The sequence below is a fragment of the Altericroceibacterium indicum genome (genome assembly GCF_009828105.1).
GTDB lineage: Bacteria > Pseudomonadota > Alphaproteobacteria > Sphingomonadales > Sphingomonadaceae > Altericroceibacterium > Altericroceibacterium indicum.
Window position 1 is genome coordinate 105,954 of record NZ_WTYQ01000002.1, and the last position, 17,003, is coordinate 122,956.

The 17,003-nt window shown below is 55.1% G+C and carries 18 protein-coding genes; 12 read left to right on the forward strand and 6 right to left on the reverse strand.

Annotation, left to right across the window (positions count from 1 at the left end; all coding sequences use genetic code 11):
* Positions 1-54 precede the first annotated feature (54 nt).
* On the forward strand, positions 55-624 hold the full coding sequence (locus tag GRI39_RS05475; protein WP_246204925.1) for a shikimate kinase: 570 nt from the start codon (positions 55-57) through the stop codon (positions 622-624).
* The gene (gene aroB / locus GRI39_RS05480; RefSeq protein WP_160738718.1) at positions 615-1,724 is read left to right on the forward strand and encodes a 3-dehydroquinate synthase; all 1,110 of its coding nucleotides are present in this window, start codon (positions 615-617) and stop codon (positions 1,722-1,724) included. Before GRI39_RS05475 ends, aroB begins: the two co-directional genes overlap by 10 nt.
* An 11-nt stretch (positions 1,725-1,735) precedes the next feature.
* On the opposite strand, the gene GRI39_RS05485 is transcribed toward aroB, so the two are convergent.
* From GRI39_RS05485 to GRI39_RS05500, 4 genes are all read right to left on the reverse strand, one after another.
* Positions 1,736-2,260 carry a DUF421 domain-containing protein gene (locus tag GRI39_RS05485; protein ID WP_160738719.1) on the reverse strand — a complete coding sequence of 175 codons (525 nt, stop codon included), beginning with the start codon at positions 2,258-2,260 and terminating at the stop codon, positions 1,736-1,738.
* Between the two features lie 22 nt (positions 2,261-2,282).
* Positions 2,283-2,741: a DUF488 family protein gene (locus tag GRI39_RS05490; RefSeq protein WP_160738720.1), complete on the reverse strand. Its 459-nt coding sequence runs from the start codon at positions 2,739-2,741 to the stop codon at positions 2,283-2,285.
* Positions 2,742-2,749: 8 nt separating this feature from the next.
* On the reverse strand, positions 2,750-4,096 hold the full coding sequence (gene gorA, locus GRI39_RS05495) for a glutathione-disulfide reductase (protein ID WP_160738721.1): 1,347 nt from the start codon (positions 4,094-4,096) through the stop codon (positions 2,750-2,752).
* Between the two features lie 220 nt (positions 4,097-4,316).
* Complete coding sequence (locus GRI39_RS05500) at positions 4,317-4,913, reverse strand: FMN-dependent NADH-azoreductase (protein WP_160738722.1); 597 nt, start codon at positions 4,911-4,913, stop codon at positions 4,317-4,319.
* 76 nt (positions 4,914-4,989) lie between these two features.
* On the opposite strand from GRI39_RS05500, the gene GRI39_RS05505 reads away from it, so the two are divergent.
* The 8 genes from GRI39_RS05505 to GRI39_RS05540 all read left to right on the forward strand — a co-directional run bounded on the left by GRI39_RS05505 (position 4,990) and on the right by GRI39_RS05540 (position 12,472).
* A complete protein-coding gene (locus GRI39_RS05505) occupies positions 4,990-5,388 on the forward strand; it encodes a winged helix-turn-helix transcriptional regulator (RefSeq protein ID WP_160739213.1) in 399 nt (132 codons plus the stop codon).
* A 66-nt stretch (positions 5,389-5,454) separates the two neighbouring features.
* Positions 5,455-7,518 carry an NAD(+) synthase gene (locus GRI39_RS05510; RefSeq protein ID WP_160738723.1) on the forward strand — a complete coding sequence of 688 codons (2,064 nt, stop codon included), beginning with the start codon at positions 5,455-5,457 and terminating at the stop codon, positions 7,516-7,518.
* Positions 7,515-8,270 carry an SDR family oxidoreductase gene (locus GRI39_RS05515; protein ID WP_160738724.1) on the forward strand — a complete coding sequence of 252 codons (756 nt, stop codon included), beginning with the start codon at positions 7,515-7,517 and terminating at the stop codon, positions 8,268-8,270. The genes GRI39_RS05510 and GRI39_RS05515 overlap by 4 nt, the downstream gene beginning before the upstream one ends.
* Complete coding sequence (locus GRI39_RS05520) at positions 8,270-8,956, forward strand: cytochrome b/b6 domain-containing protein (protein ID WP_160738725.1); 687 nt, start codon at positions 8,270-8,272, stop codon at positions 8,954-8,956. The genes GRI39_RS05515 and GRI39_RS05520 overlap by 1 nt, the downstream gene beginning before the upstream one ends.
* Entirely contained in the window at positions 8,943-9,683 is a 741-nt protein-coding gene (locus GRI39_RS05525; RefSeq protein WP_160738726.1) for a molybdopterin-dependent oxidoreductase, read from the forward strand. Before GRI39_RS05520 ends, GRI39_RS05525 begins: the two co-directional genes overlap by 14 nt.
* 232 nt (positions 9,684-9,915) lie before the next feature.
* Complete coding sequence (locus GRI39_RS05530; RefSeq protein WP_160738727.1) at positions 9,916-10,395, forward strand: hypothetical protein; 480 nt, start codon at positions 9,916-9,918, stop codon at positions 10,393-10,395.
* 116 nt (positions 10,396-10,511) lie between these two features.
* The gene (locus tag GRI39_RS05535; protein ID WP_160738728.1) at positions 10,512-11,741 is read left to right on the forward strand and encodes an argininosuccinate synthase; all 1,230 of its coding nucleotides are present in this window, start codon (positions 10,512-10,514) and stop codon (positions 11,739-11,741) included.
* 167 nt (positions 11,742-11,908) lie between these two features.
* On the forward strand, positions 11,909-12,472 hold the full coding sequence (locus tag GRI39_RS05540; RefSeq protein WP_160738729.1) for a septal ring lytic transglycosylase RlpA family protein: 564 nt from the start codon (positions 11,909-11,911) through the stop codon (positions 12,470-12,472).
* Positions 12,473-12,520: 48 nt separating this feature from the next.
* On the opposite strand, the gene GRI39_RS05545 is transcribed toward GRI39_RS05540, so the two are convergent.
* Complete coding sequence (locus GRI39_RS05545; protein WP_160738730.1) at positions 12,521-13,543, reverse strand: LacI family DNA-binding transcriptional regulator; 1,023 nt, start codon at positions 13,541-13,543, stop codon at positions 12,521-12,523.
* Positions 13,544-13,759: 216 nt separating this feature from the next.
* Here GRI39_RS05545 and GRI39_RS05550 point away from each other — a divergent pair, with 216 nt between their 5' ends.
* Positions 13,760-14,218: an META domain-containing protein gene (locus GRI39_RS05550; RefSeq protein ID WP_160738731.1), complete on the forward strand. Its 459-nt coding sequence runs from the start codon at positions 13,760-13,762 to the stop codon at positions 14,216-14,218.
* 36 nt (positions 14,219-14,254) lie between these two features.
* On the opposite strand, the gene GRI39_RS05555 is transcribed toward GRI39_RS05550, so the two are convergent.
* Positions 14,255-16,510, reverse strand: a complete 2,256-nt coding sequence (locus tag GRI39_RS05555) for a sensor domain-containing protein (protein WP_160738732.1) — start codon at positions 16,508-16,510, stop codon at positions 14,255-14,257.
* Between the two features lie 362 nt (positions 16,511-16,872).
* On the opposite strand from GRI39_RS05555, the gene GRI39_RS14700 reads away from it, so the two are divergent.
* Positions 16,873-17,001, forward strand: coding sequence for a hypothetical protein (locus GRI39_RS14700; protein ID WP_281351824.1), 129 nt, complete (start codon positions 16,873-16,875; stop codon positions 16,999-17,001).
* The last annotated feature ends 2 nt before the right edge of the window (positions 17,002-17,003 follow it).

The following is a 17,003-nucleotide window of genomic DNA, read 5'->3' on the forward strand; positions in this document are numbered from 1 at the left end:
AAGTGCACCACCATGCTTGCGCTGCGGACTAGCGCAATTATAGCCCTTGCGGCAATGACCAAGGATGATCACCTCCCCTCGCCTGATGATGTGAGCGCGCTTCGGGCGCGAATAGACCGCCCCATTGTACTTGTGGGAATGATGGGCGTGGGCAAATCCAGTGTGGGCAAAAAGCTCGCAACCCTGCTGGAACTGCCATTTGCCGATGCTGACGACGAAATTGAAAATGCCGCGCAAATGTCGATCCCTGAAATTTTCGATCAATTCGGTGAAGGCTATTTCCGTGATGGTGAACGCCGCGTGATTGCGCGGATGATCGAATCCGGCCCCGGAATTCTGGCTACGGGCGGCGGTGCCTTTGTGAGTGATGAAACCCGCGGCCTGATTCTCGACAAGGCGATTGCCATCTGGCTCGACGCTGATCTGGAAACATTGGTGGAACGGGTTGGCCGTAAGAACACGCGCCCACTGCTACGCAATGGCAATCCGGTGGAAATCCTCAAAAGGCTCAAAATCGAACGACGCCCCTTTTACGAACAGGCCCCGCTGCATGTGCTCAGCGAACCGGGGCCGCATCTTCAGACTGTTATTCGAATCATAAAGGCACTCGACCAATGGCTGTAATTCCCATCAACCTTGCCGGACGTTCCTATCAGGTGCGCGTGGGTAGCGGCTTGATCAAAGAATTGCCTGCCCAATGCGGCGCGCTGCTGCGTAAAAAACATGTGCCCATCGTAACCGATGTGAATGTCGCCCAGCATTGGCGCGATGCAGTGGATGCGTCACTGACAGAAGGCGGCTTTGAACCCCATTGGCATATTCTTGACGCTGGCGAAGCGACCAAGAGCTGGTCCGTGCTGGAAGAGCTGATTGACTGGTTGCTCGCTGAAGAAGTGGAGCGCGGCGATTATATTATTGCGCTGGGCGGCGGGGTGATTGGTGATCTCACCGGCTTTGCAGCCTCTGTACTGAAGCGTGGCTGCGGCTTTATTCAGGTGCCGACGACCCTGCTGGCGCAGGTCGATTCCTCCGTTGGCGGTAAGACGGCAATCAATACGCGGGCGGGCAAAAATCTGGTGGGTGCATTCCATCAGCCGGGTCTGGTGCTGGCCGATCTCGACACGCTGGGCACCCTGCCCACCCGCGAAGTCCGCGCCGGTTATGCCGAAGTCATCAAATATGGTATTCTGGGCGATGCCGCGTTTTTCAACTGGTGCGAAGAAAATGGCGCGAAAATCATCGCCGGAGACGTAGCGGCGCAGGAATATGCGGTGATGCAAAGCGTCGCGGCCAAAGCGCGGATCGTCGCGGAAGATGAACGCGAAACCACCGGTGCGCGTGCGCTGCTCAATCTGGGGCACACATTTGGCCATGCGCTTGAGGCTGAAACCGGCTTTTCCAGCCGTCTACTGCATGGTGAAGCGGTCGCCCTCGGCATGGTGCTGGCGGCGCGTTATTCCGCAAGGCGCCGCATGATTTCCGCCGAAGATGCAGCGCGCGTCACCAAAGCCATTGGTGCCAGCGGCCTTGCAACGGAAATCTCCACGCTCGGCATGGATTGCAACGGCACCAAGCTGGCCGCGCATATGTTGCATGACAAGAAGATGGACGCAGGCACCCTGCCCTTCATCCTCTTGAACGCAATTGGCAATGCCGTGCTCGACCGTGAGGTATCGATGGAAGATATCGCGGTCTTTATGGAAGAGCAGCTACAGGCAGGCTAAGAACCCGGCGCTTAAAGGCTGGTTTCCTTCGGCCCCAGAACGGAGCGCAAGGCGGTGCAATCTTCCGCCTTGCCTTCACAAATCACGCTCAGCGTTCCGTCTGCCTCCAGCACAACAGCAGTGACATCCTCCACCTTGCCATGGCCCTTGCGGCGAATGGCGGCTTCGATTTCATCCCAGCGGATATGTTCCTGCGCCATGGCATCTTCCAGAAATTTGCCATCACGCAGCACAATCCTCGGTTCTGAACGCAATATTTTGGCAAACCAATCTGATCGGTTTGAACTCCATGTCACGATCAGTTGCAACACCACCAGCGCGGCAATCGCTGCCAGGCCTTCAGACAGGCTGGTATCTTTCAGCAGCACGGTGCTCGCCAACACCGATCCAAGGGCAATAGTGACGATGAAATCAAAGGCGTTAAGCTTGGATAATGTGCGCTTTCCCCCAAGCCTCAATATGATGATGATAGCGGCATAGCTGGTCGCGGCTATGATGAGGATGCGCCAAATGTCTGGCCATTTATCGAAGAACATGAACAAGATACGCCCCGTTCCTTCAATGTATCCTCAAAAGGTCCGGTAGCAGATCGACCTGCTCAAAATCGCTCAGCAAAGTGCGAACAAGAATATTGCGATGGCATTCACAGGCCCGCCGCTCATAGCACAGCAGCGCCACACGCTTTTCCAGCGCGACCGCGCGCAATTCAGCTTGCTGAGCGATACTTTCCGGCAATTCTAATTGGCCAGCATACAGCCGTTCCAGCTCCGGCAAATCCCCGCGCCGTGCCGCTGCCCGGCCATCAGCGGGTGTGCCAAGCTGTTTGAAGTGGCAATATTCCAACCCCGCCTCCTCCACCGCTGCAGCGAGCGAGCGTTTGGAAAAGCCGGGCCGCCGGGATAGCGGCAGGTAACGAATATCGGCCAGAACCTCGACCCGCGCTTTCACCAAAGCCTCTATCAGCGCAGCCTGAGTGACCTGCTCATAACCAATGGTGAAGATCGCGGGCGTGGTCACTCAGAGCCTTATTTCAGCAGCACCAATTCTTCCGACATGGATGGATGAACGGCCACTGTGGCGTCAAAATCTTCCTTGGTCAGACCGCCCTTGATGGCGACCGCTGCAAGCTGAAGAATTTCTGGCGATTCCGGGCCAATCATATGAATACCAAGGATCTTGCCGCTGTCGGCATCGGTAATCATCCGGTAAAGCCCGCGTTCTGGCGTGTGCGAGAAGATGTTCTTCATCGGACGGAAATCCGATGAATAGACTTTCACACTGCCAAATTTCTCCCGCGCCTGCGATTCTGTCAGGCCAACACAGCCCAAAGGTGGCTGGGAGAACACTGCTGCTGGAACATTGTCATAATCCACCGCGCGATCGATCTTGCCAAACACCCGGTCCGCAAAAGCCTGCCCTTCGCGGATGGCCACGGGGGTAAGCTGAATGCGATCGGTCACATCACCCACCGCATAGATGCTTTCGCAAGTGGTGGCGTTCTTTTCATCCACTGGGACTTCACCCTTGGGGCCAAGCTGAATGCCTGCATTTTCAAGGCCAAGGCCTTCTGTTTTCGGCACCCGGCCAGTGGCGATCAGCACCTGATCGGCTTCCAGTTTCTGCGGCCCGCCAATATCGACGAGCAAGCTGCCATCATCCTGTTTTTCCACGCTGACGAGGCTGGAATCCATACGGAAATCAATCCCCCGTGCGGTGGCGATGCTGAGCAGACGATCGGTCACGCCTTCATCATAGCCGCGCAGAATTGTCTGCGTGCGGTTCACCACCGTCACATGGCTTCCCAGAGCATTGAAAATCCCGGCAAATTCCATCGCAATATAACCAGCGCCGACCACGATCAGGCGCTTGGGCTGTTCATCGAGATGAAAGACTTCATTGGATGATATGCAATGTTCCACACCGGGAACATCGGGCATGTAAGGCCATGCGCCCACCGCCACGAGGATATATTTCGCCGTTACTTCGCGCCCACTGGCGAGCTTCACGCTATTGGGACCGGTGACCGTCGCGCGCTCCAGAATACGCTCTACATTGTGGTTTTCCAGCGTGTTGGTGTACAGGCCGTTCAGCCGGTCAACATCGCCATTCACGTGATCGCGCAGGCGCTTCCAGTCAAATTTCGCTTCATCGATGGTCCAGCCCATTTGCTCAGCATGGTTCAGCTCTTCTGCAAACATGGAGGCGTAAACCAGCAGCTTTTTAGGCACACAACCCCGGATCACGCAGGTTCCGCCGATGCGATATTCTTCGGCCACGGCCACTTTCGCACCATGGCTTGATGCAACCCGAGACGCGCGCACGCCACCTGATCCTGCACCAATGACGAAAAGGTCGTAATCGAATTCTGACATGAAGGGCTCCTCTTGCGCGATATCGTGTGTCTCGAACGCAGCTTTGGCCGGGATATGGCGAGGCCGGTGGACTAAATCAATCTTAGCTTTCCCAGACCACTCGATCACAGCACTTGATTGCACAGATGCGGCAGCTTCTGATTCTTGCCACCCGACATGAAAAAAGCCGCTCCACCCTCAGGTAAAGCGGCCTCTTTCGGTCAGTCATCTGCATTAAATATTAGAGCTTGGCGATTTCCGCCTTGGCATCTGCAATAGATGCTTCGCGAGCCTCCGGGCCGTAGCCGATCTTGTTGGCGCGGATGAAAATCGGATCAGTGATACCGATGAAACCGAAGAAATCCTTCAGGAGCTGTTCCTGATGTTCCATCGCGCCGCCCATTTCATATTCGCCGCCCTGCGTGGAAGCGATCACAACCTTACGGCCACCAGCGAGGCCTTCTGGGCCAGCTTCGGAATAAGAGAAAGTCACACCGGGCACGCCCAGACGGTCAAGCCATGCCTTGAGCTGGCTGGGGATGGTGAAATTATACATCGGCGCACCGATAACGATCACGTCGGCGCCAAGAAACTCGTCCAGAACGGCGCGTTCTGCTGCAAAAGCGGCCTTCATGTTTTCATCATGAGCTTCGGCAGGCAGGCGAATCGCGCCAGTGGTGGTGGGATTGAGATGCGCCAAAGGTTCCGTGCCAAGATCGCGATAGACCACTTCCGCGCCGGGATTTTTTTCCTTGAAATGCGCCACTGCGGCCGCGCTGACTTCGCGGCTGACGGAATTGGCGCCGGTGGTGGCGCTATCGATATGTAGAATTTTCATATGACTTCTCCGGTAACAAAGGATAACTGGGGCGCATATGGATACTGTCACTACATTCCCGCAAGAAGGCACATGGATGTCCGGTAGGCACATCGATGTGCCTTTTGAGGCTGACACCTTCGGTTCCTGCCCTGCTGTTACTGAAGTTCTCTCCCGTGTGGGAGACAAATGGTCGATGCAAGTCGTCATCCGGCTTGGCTCAGGCTCGCTGAGATTCAACGAATTGAAGCGGGTGGTGACTGGCATTTCCCAGCGGATGCTGACCCGCACGCTGCGCGGGCTGGAACGTGACGGGCTGGTCAGCCGCACCGTGACCGCCAGCGTCCCCCCACGTGTCGATTATGAATTAACCCCGCTTGGCCATTCGCTGTGGAACCCGGTTGCGGTGCTCAGCAGTTGGGCGCTCGCCAATCGGGAGCAGATTCATCAGGCGCAGGAGCGTTACGACGCACAGGAAAACAACGACAATCTGTAACAGGGCTTTGTAAGCGCGCGCCAAACTGGCAAAGCTTGCGAGAACTGCCAAGGAGATACACGGCGCATGAGCGGCCAGACAGACTTGCCCTTTCACGATTTGCACACCCACGGCTTTGTTCGTGTGGCGACCAGCACGCCGCAGGTCCGCACCGCTGATGTATCCTTCAACCGTGATGCCATTCTGGCCGAAGCGCAGCGTGCACATGATGCGCATGTCGATCTGCTGGTCTATCCGGAATTGTGCCTCTCCTCCTACGCAATGGATGATCTCCACCTCCAGTCTGCGCTGCTCGATGCGGTAGAGGATGCGGTGGGTGAGATTGTTACGGCGAGCGCGGGCCTCACCCCGGTACTGCTGATCGGCGCGCCTTTGCGCCATAATGGGCGGCTGTATAATTGCGCACTGGCGATTGCATCGGGCAAATTGCTGGGCGTGGTGCCCAAGAGCTTCCTGCCCAATTACCGTGAATTCTATGAAAAGCGCTGGTTTGCCCATGGCCGCAATGTGGCCGACATGACCATCCGCGTGGGCGATATGGATGCCCCCTTCGGCAGCGATCTGATTTTTGCCAGCAATCAGCTTTCCAGCTTCATTTTCCACATGGAAATTTGCGAGGATATGTGGGTCGCCACCCCGCCTTCCACCCAAGGCGCGCTGGCAGGTGCAACGATCCTCACCAATCTTTCTGCCTCCAATATCACCATCGGCAAATCGGATGAGCGCCACCTTCTGTGCCGTTCGCAAAGTTCGCGCGCCTCTGCCGCCTATGTCTATTCGGCAGCGGGGCATGGTGAAAGCACTACGGATCTGGCCTGGGATGGCCAGGGCGTGATTTATGAATTGGGCGATCTGCTGGCGGAATCCGAGCGGTTCAGCCTGCGCGCTGAATTGTGTATCGCTGATGTCGATTGCGAACGTATCCTGCAAGATCGGATGCAGATGCAGAGCTTCAACGATGCCGCAGAAGCCAGCAGCCACCCGGAAAAGCATTTCCGCACGGTGCGTTTCGATCATAGCCCCAAATGCGGCGATATTGGCCTTAACCGTCCGATCCGCCGCTTCCCCTTCGTGCCCAATCGCCAGAACCGCTTGGATGAAGATTGCTACGAAGCTTTCAACATTCAGGTCGATGCGCTCATGCGCCGCTTCGAAGCGACCAAGCCGGAATGTATGGTCATCGGAATTTCCGGCGGGCTGGATTCTACCCATGCCCTGATCGTGGCGGCCAAGGTCTGTGACCGGCTGAGCCTGCCCCGCTCGATCATTCGCGGCTATACGATGCCCGGCTTTGGCACGTCCGATTACACCAAGGAAAACGCCTGGAAGCTGATGTGGGCGCTGGGCATCACGGGCGAGGAAATCGACATTCGCCCCGCGGCCACGCGGATGCTGGAGGACATTGGCCACCCGGTCGCCAAGGGCGAAGAAGTCTATGATGTCACTTTCGAAAATGTGCAGGCGGGCCTGCGCACCGATTATCTCTTCCGCCTTGCCGGCCATTATAATGGCTTCGTGATCGGCACTGGCGATTTGAGCGAATTGGCGCTGGGCTGGTGCACCTATGGCGTGGGCGACCAGATGAGCCATTACGCGGTGAATGCCGGTGTCCCGAAAACACTGATCCAATATCTCATCAATTGGAGCACCACCACAAAGCAGTTCAACACCGAAACCCACGCTATTCTTCAGGATATTCTGAACACGGAAATTTCGCCCGAACTCGTGCCCGCAGGCGCCGATGGCGCAATGCAGAGCACAGAGGCCAAGATCGGCCCTTATGAGCTGAACGACTTTTTCCTCCACCATATTGTGCGGTTCGGGCAGCGCCCGTCCAAAGTGGCCTTTCTGGCATGGCACGCATGGCGAGATACCAAGCGGGGATTGTGGCCGGCGGGTTTCCCGGAAGCAAAGAAGAACGAATATGACCTGCTTACCATTCGTAGCTGGCTCGAAAAGTTCCTCCGCCGCTTCTTCGCTTTCAGCCAGTTCAAACGCTCCGCCATTCCCAACGGGCCGAAAGTGTCCGCCGGTGGCGCGCTATCTCCGCGCGGAGACTGGCGTGCACCGTCTGATGCTGTGGCCGATCTGTGGCTGGCGGAACTGGAATCTAAGGTGCCCAAGGGATGAGCCGCCCGTCAGTCCTCATCACCGGCGCAGCTAAGCGGATCGGTGCGGAAATCGCCCGGCATTTCGGTGCGAATGGCTGGCATGTGGTGGTGCATTATAACCATTCGCGCGATGCGGCTGAAGCTCTGGCAGCCGAGCTTCCCTCTGCCCAAAGCGTGTCATGCGACCTCGCCCAATCAGGTGCCGGCTTGGGGATGATCGAAGATCTGGCCGCCCGGCTTGATGATTGGCGTGTGCTGATTAATTCGGCCTCAATCTTCCCGCCCGATGCGGTGACGGACCTGTCTCCCGATGTCTTTTCCGAAGTGATGCAGGTAAATGCCAAGGCCCCGGTGCGCATGGCACAGGCCTTCTTGCGCAGCGCACGCGCCAAAACCGGGCGGCGGGTGATCCAGATTACCGATCAGAAAATCGCCAACCCAAATCCTGATTTCTTCAGCTATACGATGAGCAAACACGCCCTTGCCGCAACGATCCCGATGATGGGCATGGCAGCAGATGGGGATGACCGGATTTACGGCCTTGCCCCCGGCGCTATTCTGCCCAGCCATGATCAGACCGCAGAAGAGGCTGAAACATCGCATCGCATGAATTTGCTCCACCGCCGCACGGGTGCCGAAGAAGTGGCAGAAGCTGCGCTGTTTCTGGCGCAAGGCTGGCTCGCTAGTGGCCAGACGCTCTTTGTCGATTCCGGACAGCATCTGGTGCCGCAAACACGCGATGTGCTGTATCTTGCGCGCGAGACTGCCTGATGAAACGGCGCGCTCCACGGCATCGGCTGTTCACAAGACTTTGGCATTGGATTAATTTGCTGTGTCTGGTGATCCTGTTCATGTCCGGACTGAATATTTCCAACGCGCATCCACGGCTCTATTGGGGGCAGGCTGGTTTTTCACCTTCTGAGGCTTGGGCCTTCATTCCCAATTTCCCCGGCTGGGCGACTATTCCGGGCTATTACAGCCTGGCCGCCGCCCGGCAGTGGCATTTGCTCTTCGCCTGGGTTTTCGCGATTGGTCTGCTCGCCTTTATGGTGGTGTCTGTGATTAACGGGCATTTCCGCAAAGACATTGCCACGCGCCTGAAGGAATGGCGCAAATCCTCGATTATGGCCGATATCCGCGCCCATCTGAGATTGGATTTCAGCCATGGCGCAGGGCAATATAATTTCCTCCAGAAAGCCGCCTATGGCTTAGTGATCTTCATCATGCTGCCCTTGATGATCTTTACCGGCATGGCGATGAGCCCGGCAATGGATGCCGCATGGCCGTGGCTGCTCGATATTTTCGGTGGCCGGCAAAGCGCACGCTCGATCCATTTCATCTGCGCATGGGGGTTGTTCGGCTTCCTGATATTGCATGTCGCATTGGTTTTCCTGTCCGGCCCGATCGGCCAGTTGAAGGCGATGATTTTGGGAGGTTCGCGCGATGAAACGCCGTAATCTGCTGGCAGGCCTTGCCGGGGCCATGGTGGCGGGCTGCTCCAAAGTGGCGGAAACGGAGCCGATGGCCAGCCTGCTCCACCGCGCAGAGGATTGGCACCGCAAGGCCCATCGCGCCCTCGCTTCCAACACAGCTTTAGCCCCGGAATTTTCGCCACAGGATATCTCGCCCTATTTTCGCGGTAATGGCACGCTGAACCCGGCCACCCCGGCTTACGAAGCAGCGGCGGCAAACAATTTTGCCGACTGGCGGCTGGAAGTGCGCGGGCTGGTGAATAACCCATTATCCCTCTCGCTCGATGATATTCGCGCGCTTCCTCAGCGCACGCAGATCACCCGGCACGATTGCGTTGAAGGGTGGAGCGCGATTGGCAAATGGACCGGCCCGCAATTGGGCATATTGCTCGATCAGGCCTATCTGTCTGATGAAGCACGCTACATCATTTTCCGCTGCGCCGATAAACTTGGCGGGTCAGATTATTATGAAAGCGTCGATCTGGTGGATGCCTACCATCCGCAAACGATCATCGCCCATATGCTGAACGATGCCCCCCTCCCCATCGCCAACGGCGCACCCTTGCGGATGCGGATCGAGCGGCAATTGGGTTACAAACACGCCAAATATCTCACCGCGATTGAAGCAGTGGCAGAGCTTGGCGCAGTGGAAGGCGGCAAAGGTGGCTATTGGGAAGATCGCGCCAATTACGCATGGTATGCCGGGATCTGAGTTCATCACTCACCCTCGGATAGCCACGTTGCAGCGCGCCATTTATCAATTGGTTACGAATTGCCTTTAGGTCACGGCCCTCAAGGCCAAGTCGCACATCACGCCAGCGTCCAAGCTGCACGATCAAAAACGATATCCAGACGCGAGACGTATTATGCTATTCACACGTGTTCTCCTTCGCATGGTTACACGCCTGTGGCTTGCGTTTTGCATAATCGCTGCCTGCTTGGTGATGGCCGCACCTGCTCAGGCTGCGGTCAAAGTCTCATTCCAGAGTTTCAATGGGTCACTGTTCGGGCGCTTCCCGCACACATTCGTCGTATTCGAAGGCACGCTGGACAGTACCGGCAAGAAAATTCATGAAAACTACGGATTTTCTGCCGCCAACATCGGACCCAATGTGTTGGCTGGACCGGTCAAACATATGATGTATGTGGAAAAAGAGAAATACATCCGCAAAACCAATCGCCACTTCACCATAACAGTGAGCGACGCCACATATTTCCGGATGAAGAAAGAGGTGGCCGCCTGGCGGGATGCGCCGGGCAAATATTATGACCTAGACACGCGCAATTGCATTCACTTCGTTGGCGCGATTGCAGCGATCGGGGGCGTAAAAGTGGACTATCCCCAAAAGCTTCTGCGCAAGCCGCGCGCCTGGCTTAATCACATTGTCGATATGAATCCCCAACTTCACGGCAAGAAATTCTAACATCTCGAAAAATTCTGTCCTGAAAACCGCAATATCTGGCCATCATAGCCATTGAATCGCCGTCATCGCCCTGATAGGCGCAGCCTCGCTTATTTTATTCGCAAAGGTTCTCGCCAATGTCCGACACCGATAGCTCCAAGATCAAACGCGTTGTCCTCGCCTATTCAGGTGGGTTAGACACTAGCGTGATCGCAAAATGGTTGCAGGTGACGTATAATTGTGAAGTGGTGACCTTCACCGCTGATCTGGGTCAGGGCGAAGAAATCGAACCAGCACGCGCCAAGGCTCGGGCCATGGGCATTCCGGATGAACATATCTATATTGAAGACGTGCGCGAAGAATTCGTGCGTGACTTCGTATTTCCCATGTTCCGCGCCAATGCACGCTATGAAGGCGATTACCTGCTCGGCACCAGCATTGCACGCCCGCTGATTTCCAAGCGCCTGATCGAAATCGCCCGCGAAACCGGTGCTGATGCGATTGCCCATGGCGCGACCGGCAAGGGCAATGATCAGGTCCGCTTTGAACTGTCCGCCTATGCACTTGATCCCGATATCAAGGTGATCGCACCCTGGCGCGAATGGGAGCTGACATCACGTACCGCACTGATCGACTGGGCTGAAAAGCACCAGATCGCCGTGCCCAAGGATAAGCGCGGCGAAAGCCCCTTCTCCACCGATGCGAACCTTCTGCACACTTCATCCGAAGGTAAAGTGCTGGAAGATCCATGGGAAGAAACGCCTGACTATGTTTTCTCCCGCACGGTTTCCCCGGTAGAAGCACCCGATACACCGGAATATGTCACCATTGATTTCGCCAAGGGCGACGGTGTCGCGCTGAATGGTGAAGCGATGAGCCCTGCCACCTTGCTGACTGCGCTCAATGAGTTAGGCCGCAAGCACGGCATTGGACGCCTTGATCTGGTAGAAAACCGCTTCGTCGGCATGAAGAGCCGTGGGATGTATGAAACACCGGGCGGCACAATCTATGCCGTCGCCCATCGCGGTATCGAACAGATCACTCTCGATCGCGGTGCAGCCCACCTCAAGGATGAGCTGATGCCGAAATATGCCGAACTCATCTATAATGGTTTCTGGTTCAGCCCTGAACGTGAAATGCTTCAGGCTGCCATCGACCTGAGCCAAGCAAAGGTGAACGGCACTGTGCGCCTGATGCTCTATAAAGGCGGAGTGCATCTGGTGGGCCGGAAGAGCCCCGACAGCCTCTATTCTGAACGCCATGTCACCTTCGAAGATGACGCTGGCGCCTATGATCAGAAGGACGCTGGCGGCTTCATCAAACTCAACGCCTTGCGTCTTCGACTCCTCGCAAAACGCGATATGTAGTTTAACGGGGGTTGGCCTCGGTTCGTCGCAACGGGTTCCGAACCAGCCCCTTCAACTACGGTGAATGGAGCCCTAAACGGGATCGAGCGCCCCTGGGTGGGTGGTATTGATAGCGACCAAGGTTTATTCCAGCCGTCACCTCATGGCTGACGGGAGTAGCTATCACCATGAATGTCTTTGGCATTTCGAAGCGTTACACAGTACTTGGCAGCGCAGGCCTCATGGGCCTCGCTCTGGCTTTTGCACCGGGTCATGCAGAAGAATCCGCGAACCCTGAGATTGTTCCCATTTCCGGGACATTGACCGGGCTGGAAACCAACCTTCCGCGCTTTGAACCTTCAGCTACTGATGATGGCACAGATGCCAATCCTGCCATTGACCTTGATGATGACGATGCAGCCATTTCGGCCAGCTCTGCGATTGATGATGATGCACAGGCCATCGGCGCTGGTGAAGCGAGCTGGTACGGCCCGAAATTTCGTGGTCGCCGCACCGCCAATGGTGAAACCTTCGATCCCAGCCAGTTGACCGCTGCCCACCGCAGCCTGCCCTTTGGCAGCAAGGTCAAGGTGACGTATGCCCGCACCGGTAAATCCGTGATTGTGCGCATCAACGACCGTGGCCCCTATGCGCATAATCGTGTAATTGACCTTTCAGAAGCCGCTGCCCGCGAGATAGGGATACGCGGTGCCGGAAGTGGCCATGTGACCCTGGCCCTGCTCCAAAGCTGATCGATTTTCAGGCCCCGAACGGGCCTTTTTCATGCCTACTGAAACGGCTTACCCGGCAGCAGTAACAGAATCTCGCTCTATCAGTTGATAGCCGATCTGCTTGGTTACTTTTGCCGTGTCAGACCAATCCAGCAACATCCGCACAGCATTCTCCGCCATATCGGTGATGGGTTGCTGAATGGTGGTGAGATAGGGCCACACGGTCATCGCGATAATCCCGTCATCATAGCCGCAGACCGACACATCATCTGGTACGTTAAGTCCCATCTGCTGGGCAGCATTCATCACTCCTGCGGCCATATCATCACTCGCCGCAAAAATTCCGGTGGGCCGTTCCGCCCGGTTGAGCAAGCTTTTGCCTGCCGTAATACCACTGACAAAGGTAAAATCACCAAATTCTTCGGTCACATGGAAGTCCGTGCCCAGTGACTGCAATGTTTCGAGAAAACCTTTGCGCCGTACCTCTGATCGGCCATGGTCCTCCGGGCCGTTGACCATGCCAATCTGCCGATGCCCTTTGGCCACCAGCAAACGCGCCACATCTCCTGCCGCAGCATAATCGTCCATCTCGACGGCTTTGGACCTGTTCGGGTCCAGCATAGGGGCGATGCGGACATAAGGTAGGCCCACGGTTTCAATGAAATCCAGCACTTGTGGATTATCCGCCAGGGGTGGTGTCAAAATCAGCCCATCGCAGTGCCGGTTACCCAGAATAGCGACAAGCTGCGGCTTCATGTCTTCCCATAATGAAACCGGTTCAACCTCTTCAATCCGCAATTGATAGCCAGCTTCCCAGCAGGCCTTATAGCAGCCCGTCTGGATTTTCATTTTATAATTAGGCGAAGGGTTGTCGAACAAAAGGCAAATCGCAAATGCCCGGTTTCCAGCCAATGACCGGGCCGCCATATGCGGCACATAGCCGAGCTGGGCCACCGCAGCTTCAACCTTTTCACGCAAAAAAGCAGAAACATGCGCTTCGCCATTCACGACGCGCGATACGCTTTTAAGAGACACACCCGCCTCTTTAGCGACATCCGCCATAGTTACACGTGCATCGAAAACCTGGTTCATTGAGCTTGCCCTCCTGCAGGAAAGGCTTGTGCTGCAAAGCAGTGCAGCGTCAATCACAAAATGACAGCGAAAGGCAAATCACCGCATAGATTTCTAAATGGAGCGTTTGTTTTACTGCAAACTGCTCTCCTTTTGCGGAATTTATGCGAAGAAAGAGAACATTTCGGTTATGCTACTATATGGCCTTCACATAGGCAGCAACTTTAGAATAACGAGATGATGACAAACAAAACTACAAAAATCCTGCTCGGCCTTGCCCCGTTACTTCTCGCAGGTTGCGCTACCAATTCTCAGCTAACAACTGGCGATAGCATTCGCGAGCTGGCTGGAACGAGCTGGGAATTGCTCACGCCGCACACAATTAGCGGTAACACACCCAAGCTCGAAAAGGGGCAGTATACGATCACTTTTGGTGATAACGGCCAGCTTTTCGCCAAGCTTGATTGCAACCGTGGTTCGGCACAATGGAGCCAGAATGTGACTAGCGGCGGCGCAGGTTCGCTGACCATCAGCCCCGTTGCAATGACCAAGGTGATGTGCCCGACGGGTTCGCTCGACACACTCTTGGCCAAGCAGCTTCAAGATGTACGCAGCTATTCGATTTCAGACGGCCTGCTTTCCCTGTCACTGCAACCCTATGGCGATACGATTATCTGGCGGCCTATAAGAAAGTAACCCGCACGCACCGACTTTCGGCGGGTAGGCATAAATTCAGATCGCGCAATGTTCTCTCGCACTGATCCACTGTGCCACTTTAGCGAAGGGCAAGGCTTGCTCATACAGAAAGCCTTGCCCCGTAGCACAGCCCAAATCCAGCAAGGCCGCCGCTTGGGCATCTTGCTCAATGCCTTCTGCAACCACTTCGAGCCCCAGTGAGATACCAAGTTTCACCACCATACTGGCGATAACATCGGCCTTATCATCCTTGCCAATTCCCTGGATAAACGACCGATCAATTTTCAGTGCATCGACAGAATAATCTACCAGATGCGACAGGGAAGCATAGCCAGTCCCAAAATCGTCGAGCGCCACCTTGACGCCCATCGCTCTCAGGCGCTGCAGGGCATCCTCAACATAGCTCGCACCATCACCAAGAAAGACTGTTTCGGTGACTTCGACCTGAATGCAATGATGTGCAACACCGGCCGCCACCAGCTTGCTATCGATCATTTCAGCAAAGTCCCGCATCCGAAAATCGGCTGCTGAAACATTGATGGCGACATGACCAAAGGAAACGCCAGATTGCTGCCATTGCTGAATATCAGCCAGAACTTTGTCGACCATCCGGTCACTGATAAGCGGAGCGAGCATCGGGTCATCAAAGGCCGCCTTGATGGCCGCTGGGCCATAGACATCGCCTCTTGTGTTAACGACCCGTAACAAAGCTTCAAAACCGGTTGTCTTTTCGCCTTCCAGAGCAACCTTAGGCTGATAGAACGGCACAATCGTATCATTTTGCAGGGCTGCGCGCGCGGTAGTCAGCATTGCTTGCCCCGCTTTGAATTTCCTCATCATCTCGGGATGGTAGATTTTTATCTTTCCACGCCCTTCAGCTTTGGCAGAATGCAGTGCGATGTCAGCCGCTTTCAATATTTCAGCCCGTTGGGCGCCATCGCGTGGGATGAGACTGACGCCAATACTGGCATTGCACTCCAAAGGCTTGTCGTCATGCATGAAGGCAGCGCGCAATTCACTGTAAATCCGTTTTGAATACGCCATGACATCCGCTTCAGATGCAGGCGACAAAACGATCGCAAACTCATCCCCGCCAATGCGGGAGACGAGACCTTTATCCTGAACTGCGACCTGCAAGCATTTACCGAAAAACTTCAGCAAGGCATCGCCCGCTTCATGCCCGAAAATATCGTTCACAACTTTAAAATTATCGACATCCAGCAGTAGCAACGCGGAGGGAACATCGGGTTTGTTCACGATCGCATCAAGCGACTTCTGCAACACAGTCCGATTGGGCAAACCTGTGAGCGGATCGTGATGCGCCGCCCAGAGCGCTCTGTCTTCAGAACTTTTCTGCTCCGTGATGTCACGCGCGGCGATTAATATTCCGTTGGTATCACCGGAAATCCTCGTCGCTATAATATGATACCATCTATAGCTGCGAGATGCTTCATTATAGAATTTGAACACATCACTGCTGCTTCCGGTGGCAATGCCTTTCAACAACTCCATGCCTGCCACACGGTCATCGTCTGACAACAGGCTTAGCCAGTTTTTGCCAATGACATCCTCAATGCTGATTCCATAATCGTCACCTCGATTGACGAAGGTAACTTTGTAACCTTCGTCCAAGGTAAGGAAAATATCGGGACTGGATTGGAAGATAGCCCGATTGAACTTTTCACTTCGCTCAAGATCATGAAGCGCAGTAATGCGCGAGACAAAGAGCTTGTTCAGCTTGAACGCACAAGACGACAGTGCGAACATGAAAACTGGTACCTGGAGGAGCAAAACAAGAAGCAGAGGCTCCGGAGAAAACAGTGATACAATCACGCTAGGCATAAGCACCAGCGCCATCATCACTATCGCCAATCGGGGTGTTCCGAAGTTGCGCAGGCAAATGCCGCTGATCATTGCCCCAGCCGAAAAACACACGATGGTTGCGAGCAGCCAGTCTCCACTAAAAAGAGAGATTGCCGTACCAAACCCCACTGATGCGGCCCAAGCGCAAGCCATAAAGGCCGCATTTGCAAGAGGCACAGGCATCCCTTGCCGGATATTCCTTCTACCGCGAATGAGGATCATAAATCGTGTCAGACCAATAATGCATTCCAGCAGAAGCCAGACAAGAAACAGAGCGGATGGATGGCGCAGAGCGGCAATAATGGCCAATGCGATGGAATTGATCACTCCACCTGCAAACATCGCAAAAGAGGTGAACAGCCCGCTCGTCAAACTTTTCGCCACACGTGGGGAAACATCGACACGAGAACCCAGAAGAAAGCTCGTCATGGCTCCAGTCAATCGAGCAAAATGATTCATCTGAAACTCACGCTCTTTCCAATCATTCGTCCGGTAAATGGAAAGAGTTAACAAGCAGCTATCGAATTACGTATTTACACCTATCGATTTTGTTATTCAGTCACACAGAAAGCTGCCAAAACCCGCGCAATCGCTTGGATATACAAACAAAAACCTTCAACAGTCCGCTGCCGTGACCGGCTCCATAAGTTAACGCCCTGACAATATGTTGCTGGCGACCTATTGCCCGCCCTACGTACAAGCGCTGTCCGTCAGGCATTTGATGAGCGCCCCAAATGCCAATGTTCCGCAGAAAATGGCTGACAGGCACTTGCTCAAGGGAGGCTGTGCAATTGCCAGAACCTGCACTCTACAATCTGCCATGGTCATGGCACCCCGCCACCAAGCTTGACGCACAGGTTTCAACCGCACCGCAATATCTGCGCTGGCAGCCGCATGGATTGATAGATCTGTTTGCTTAAAT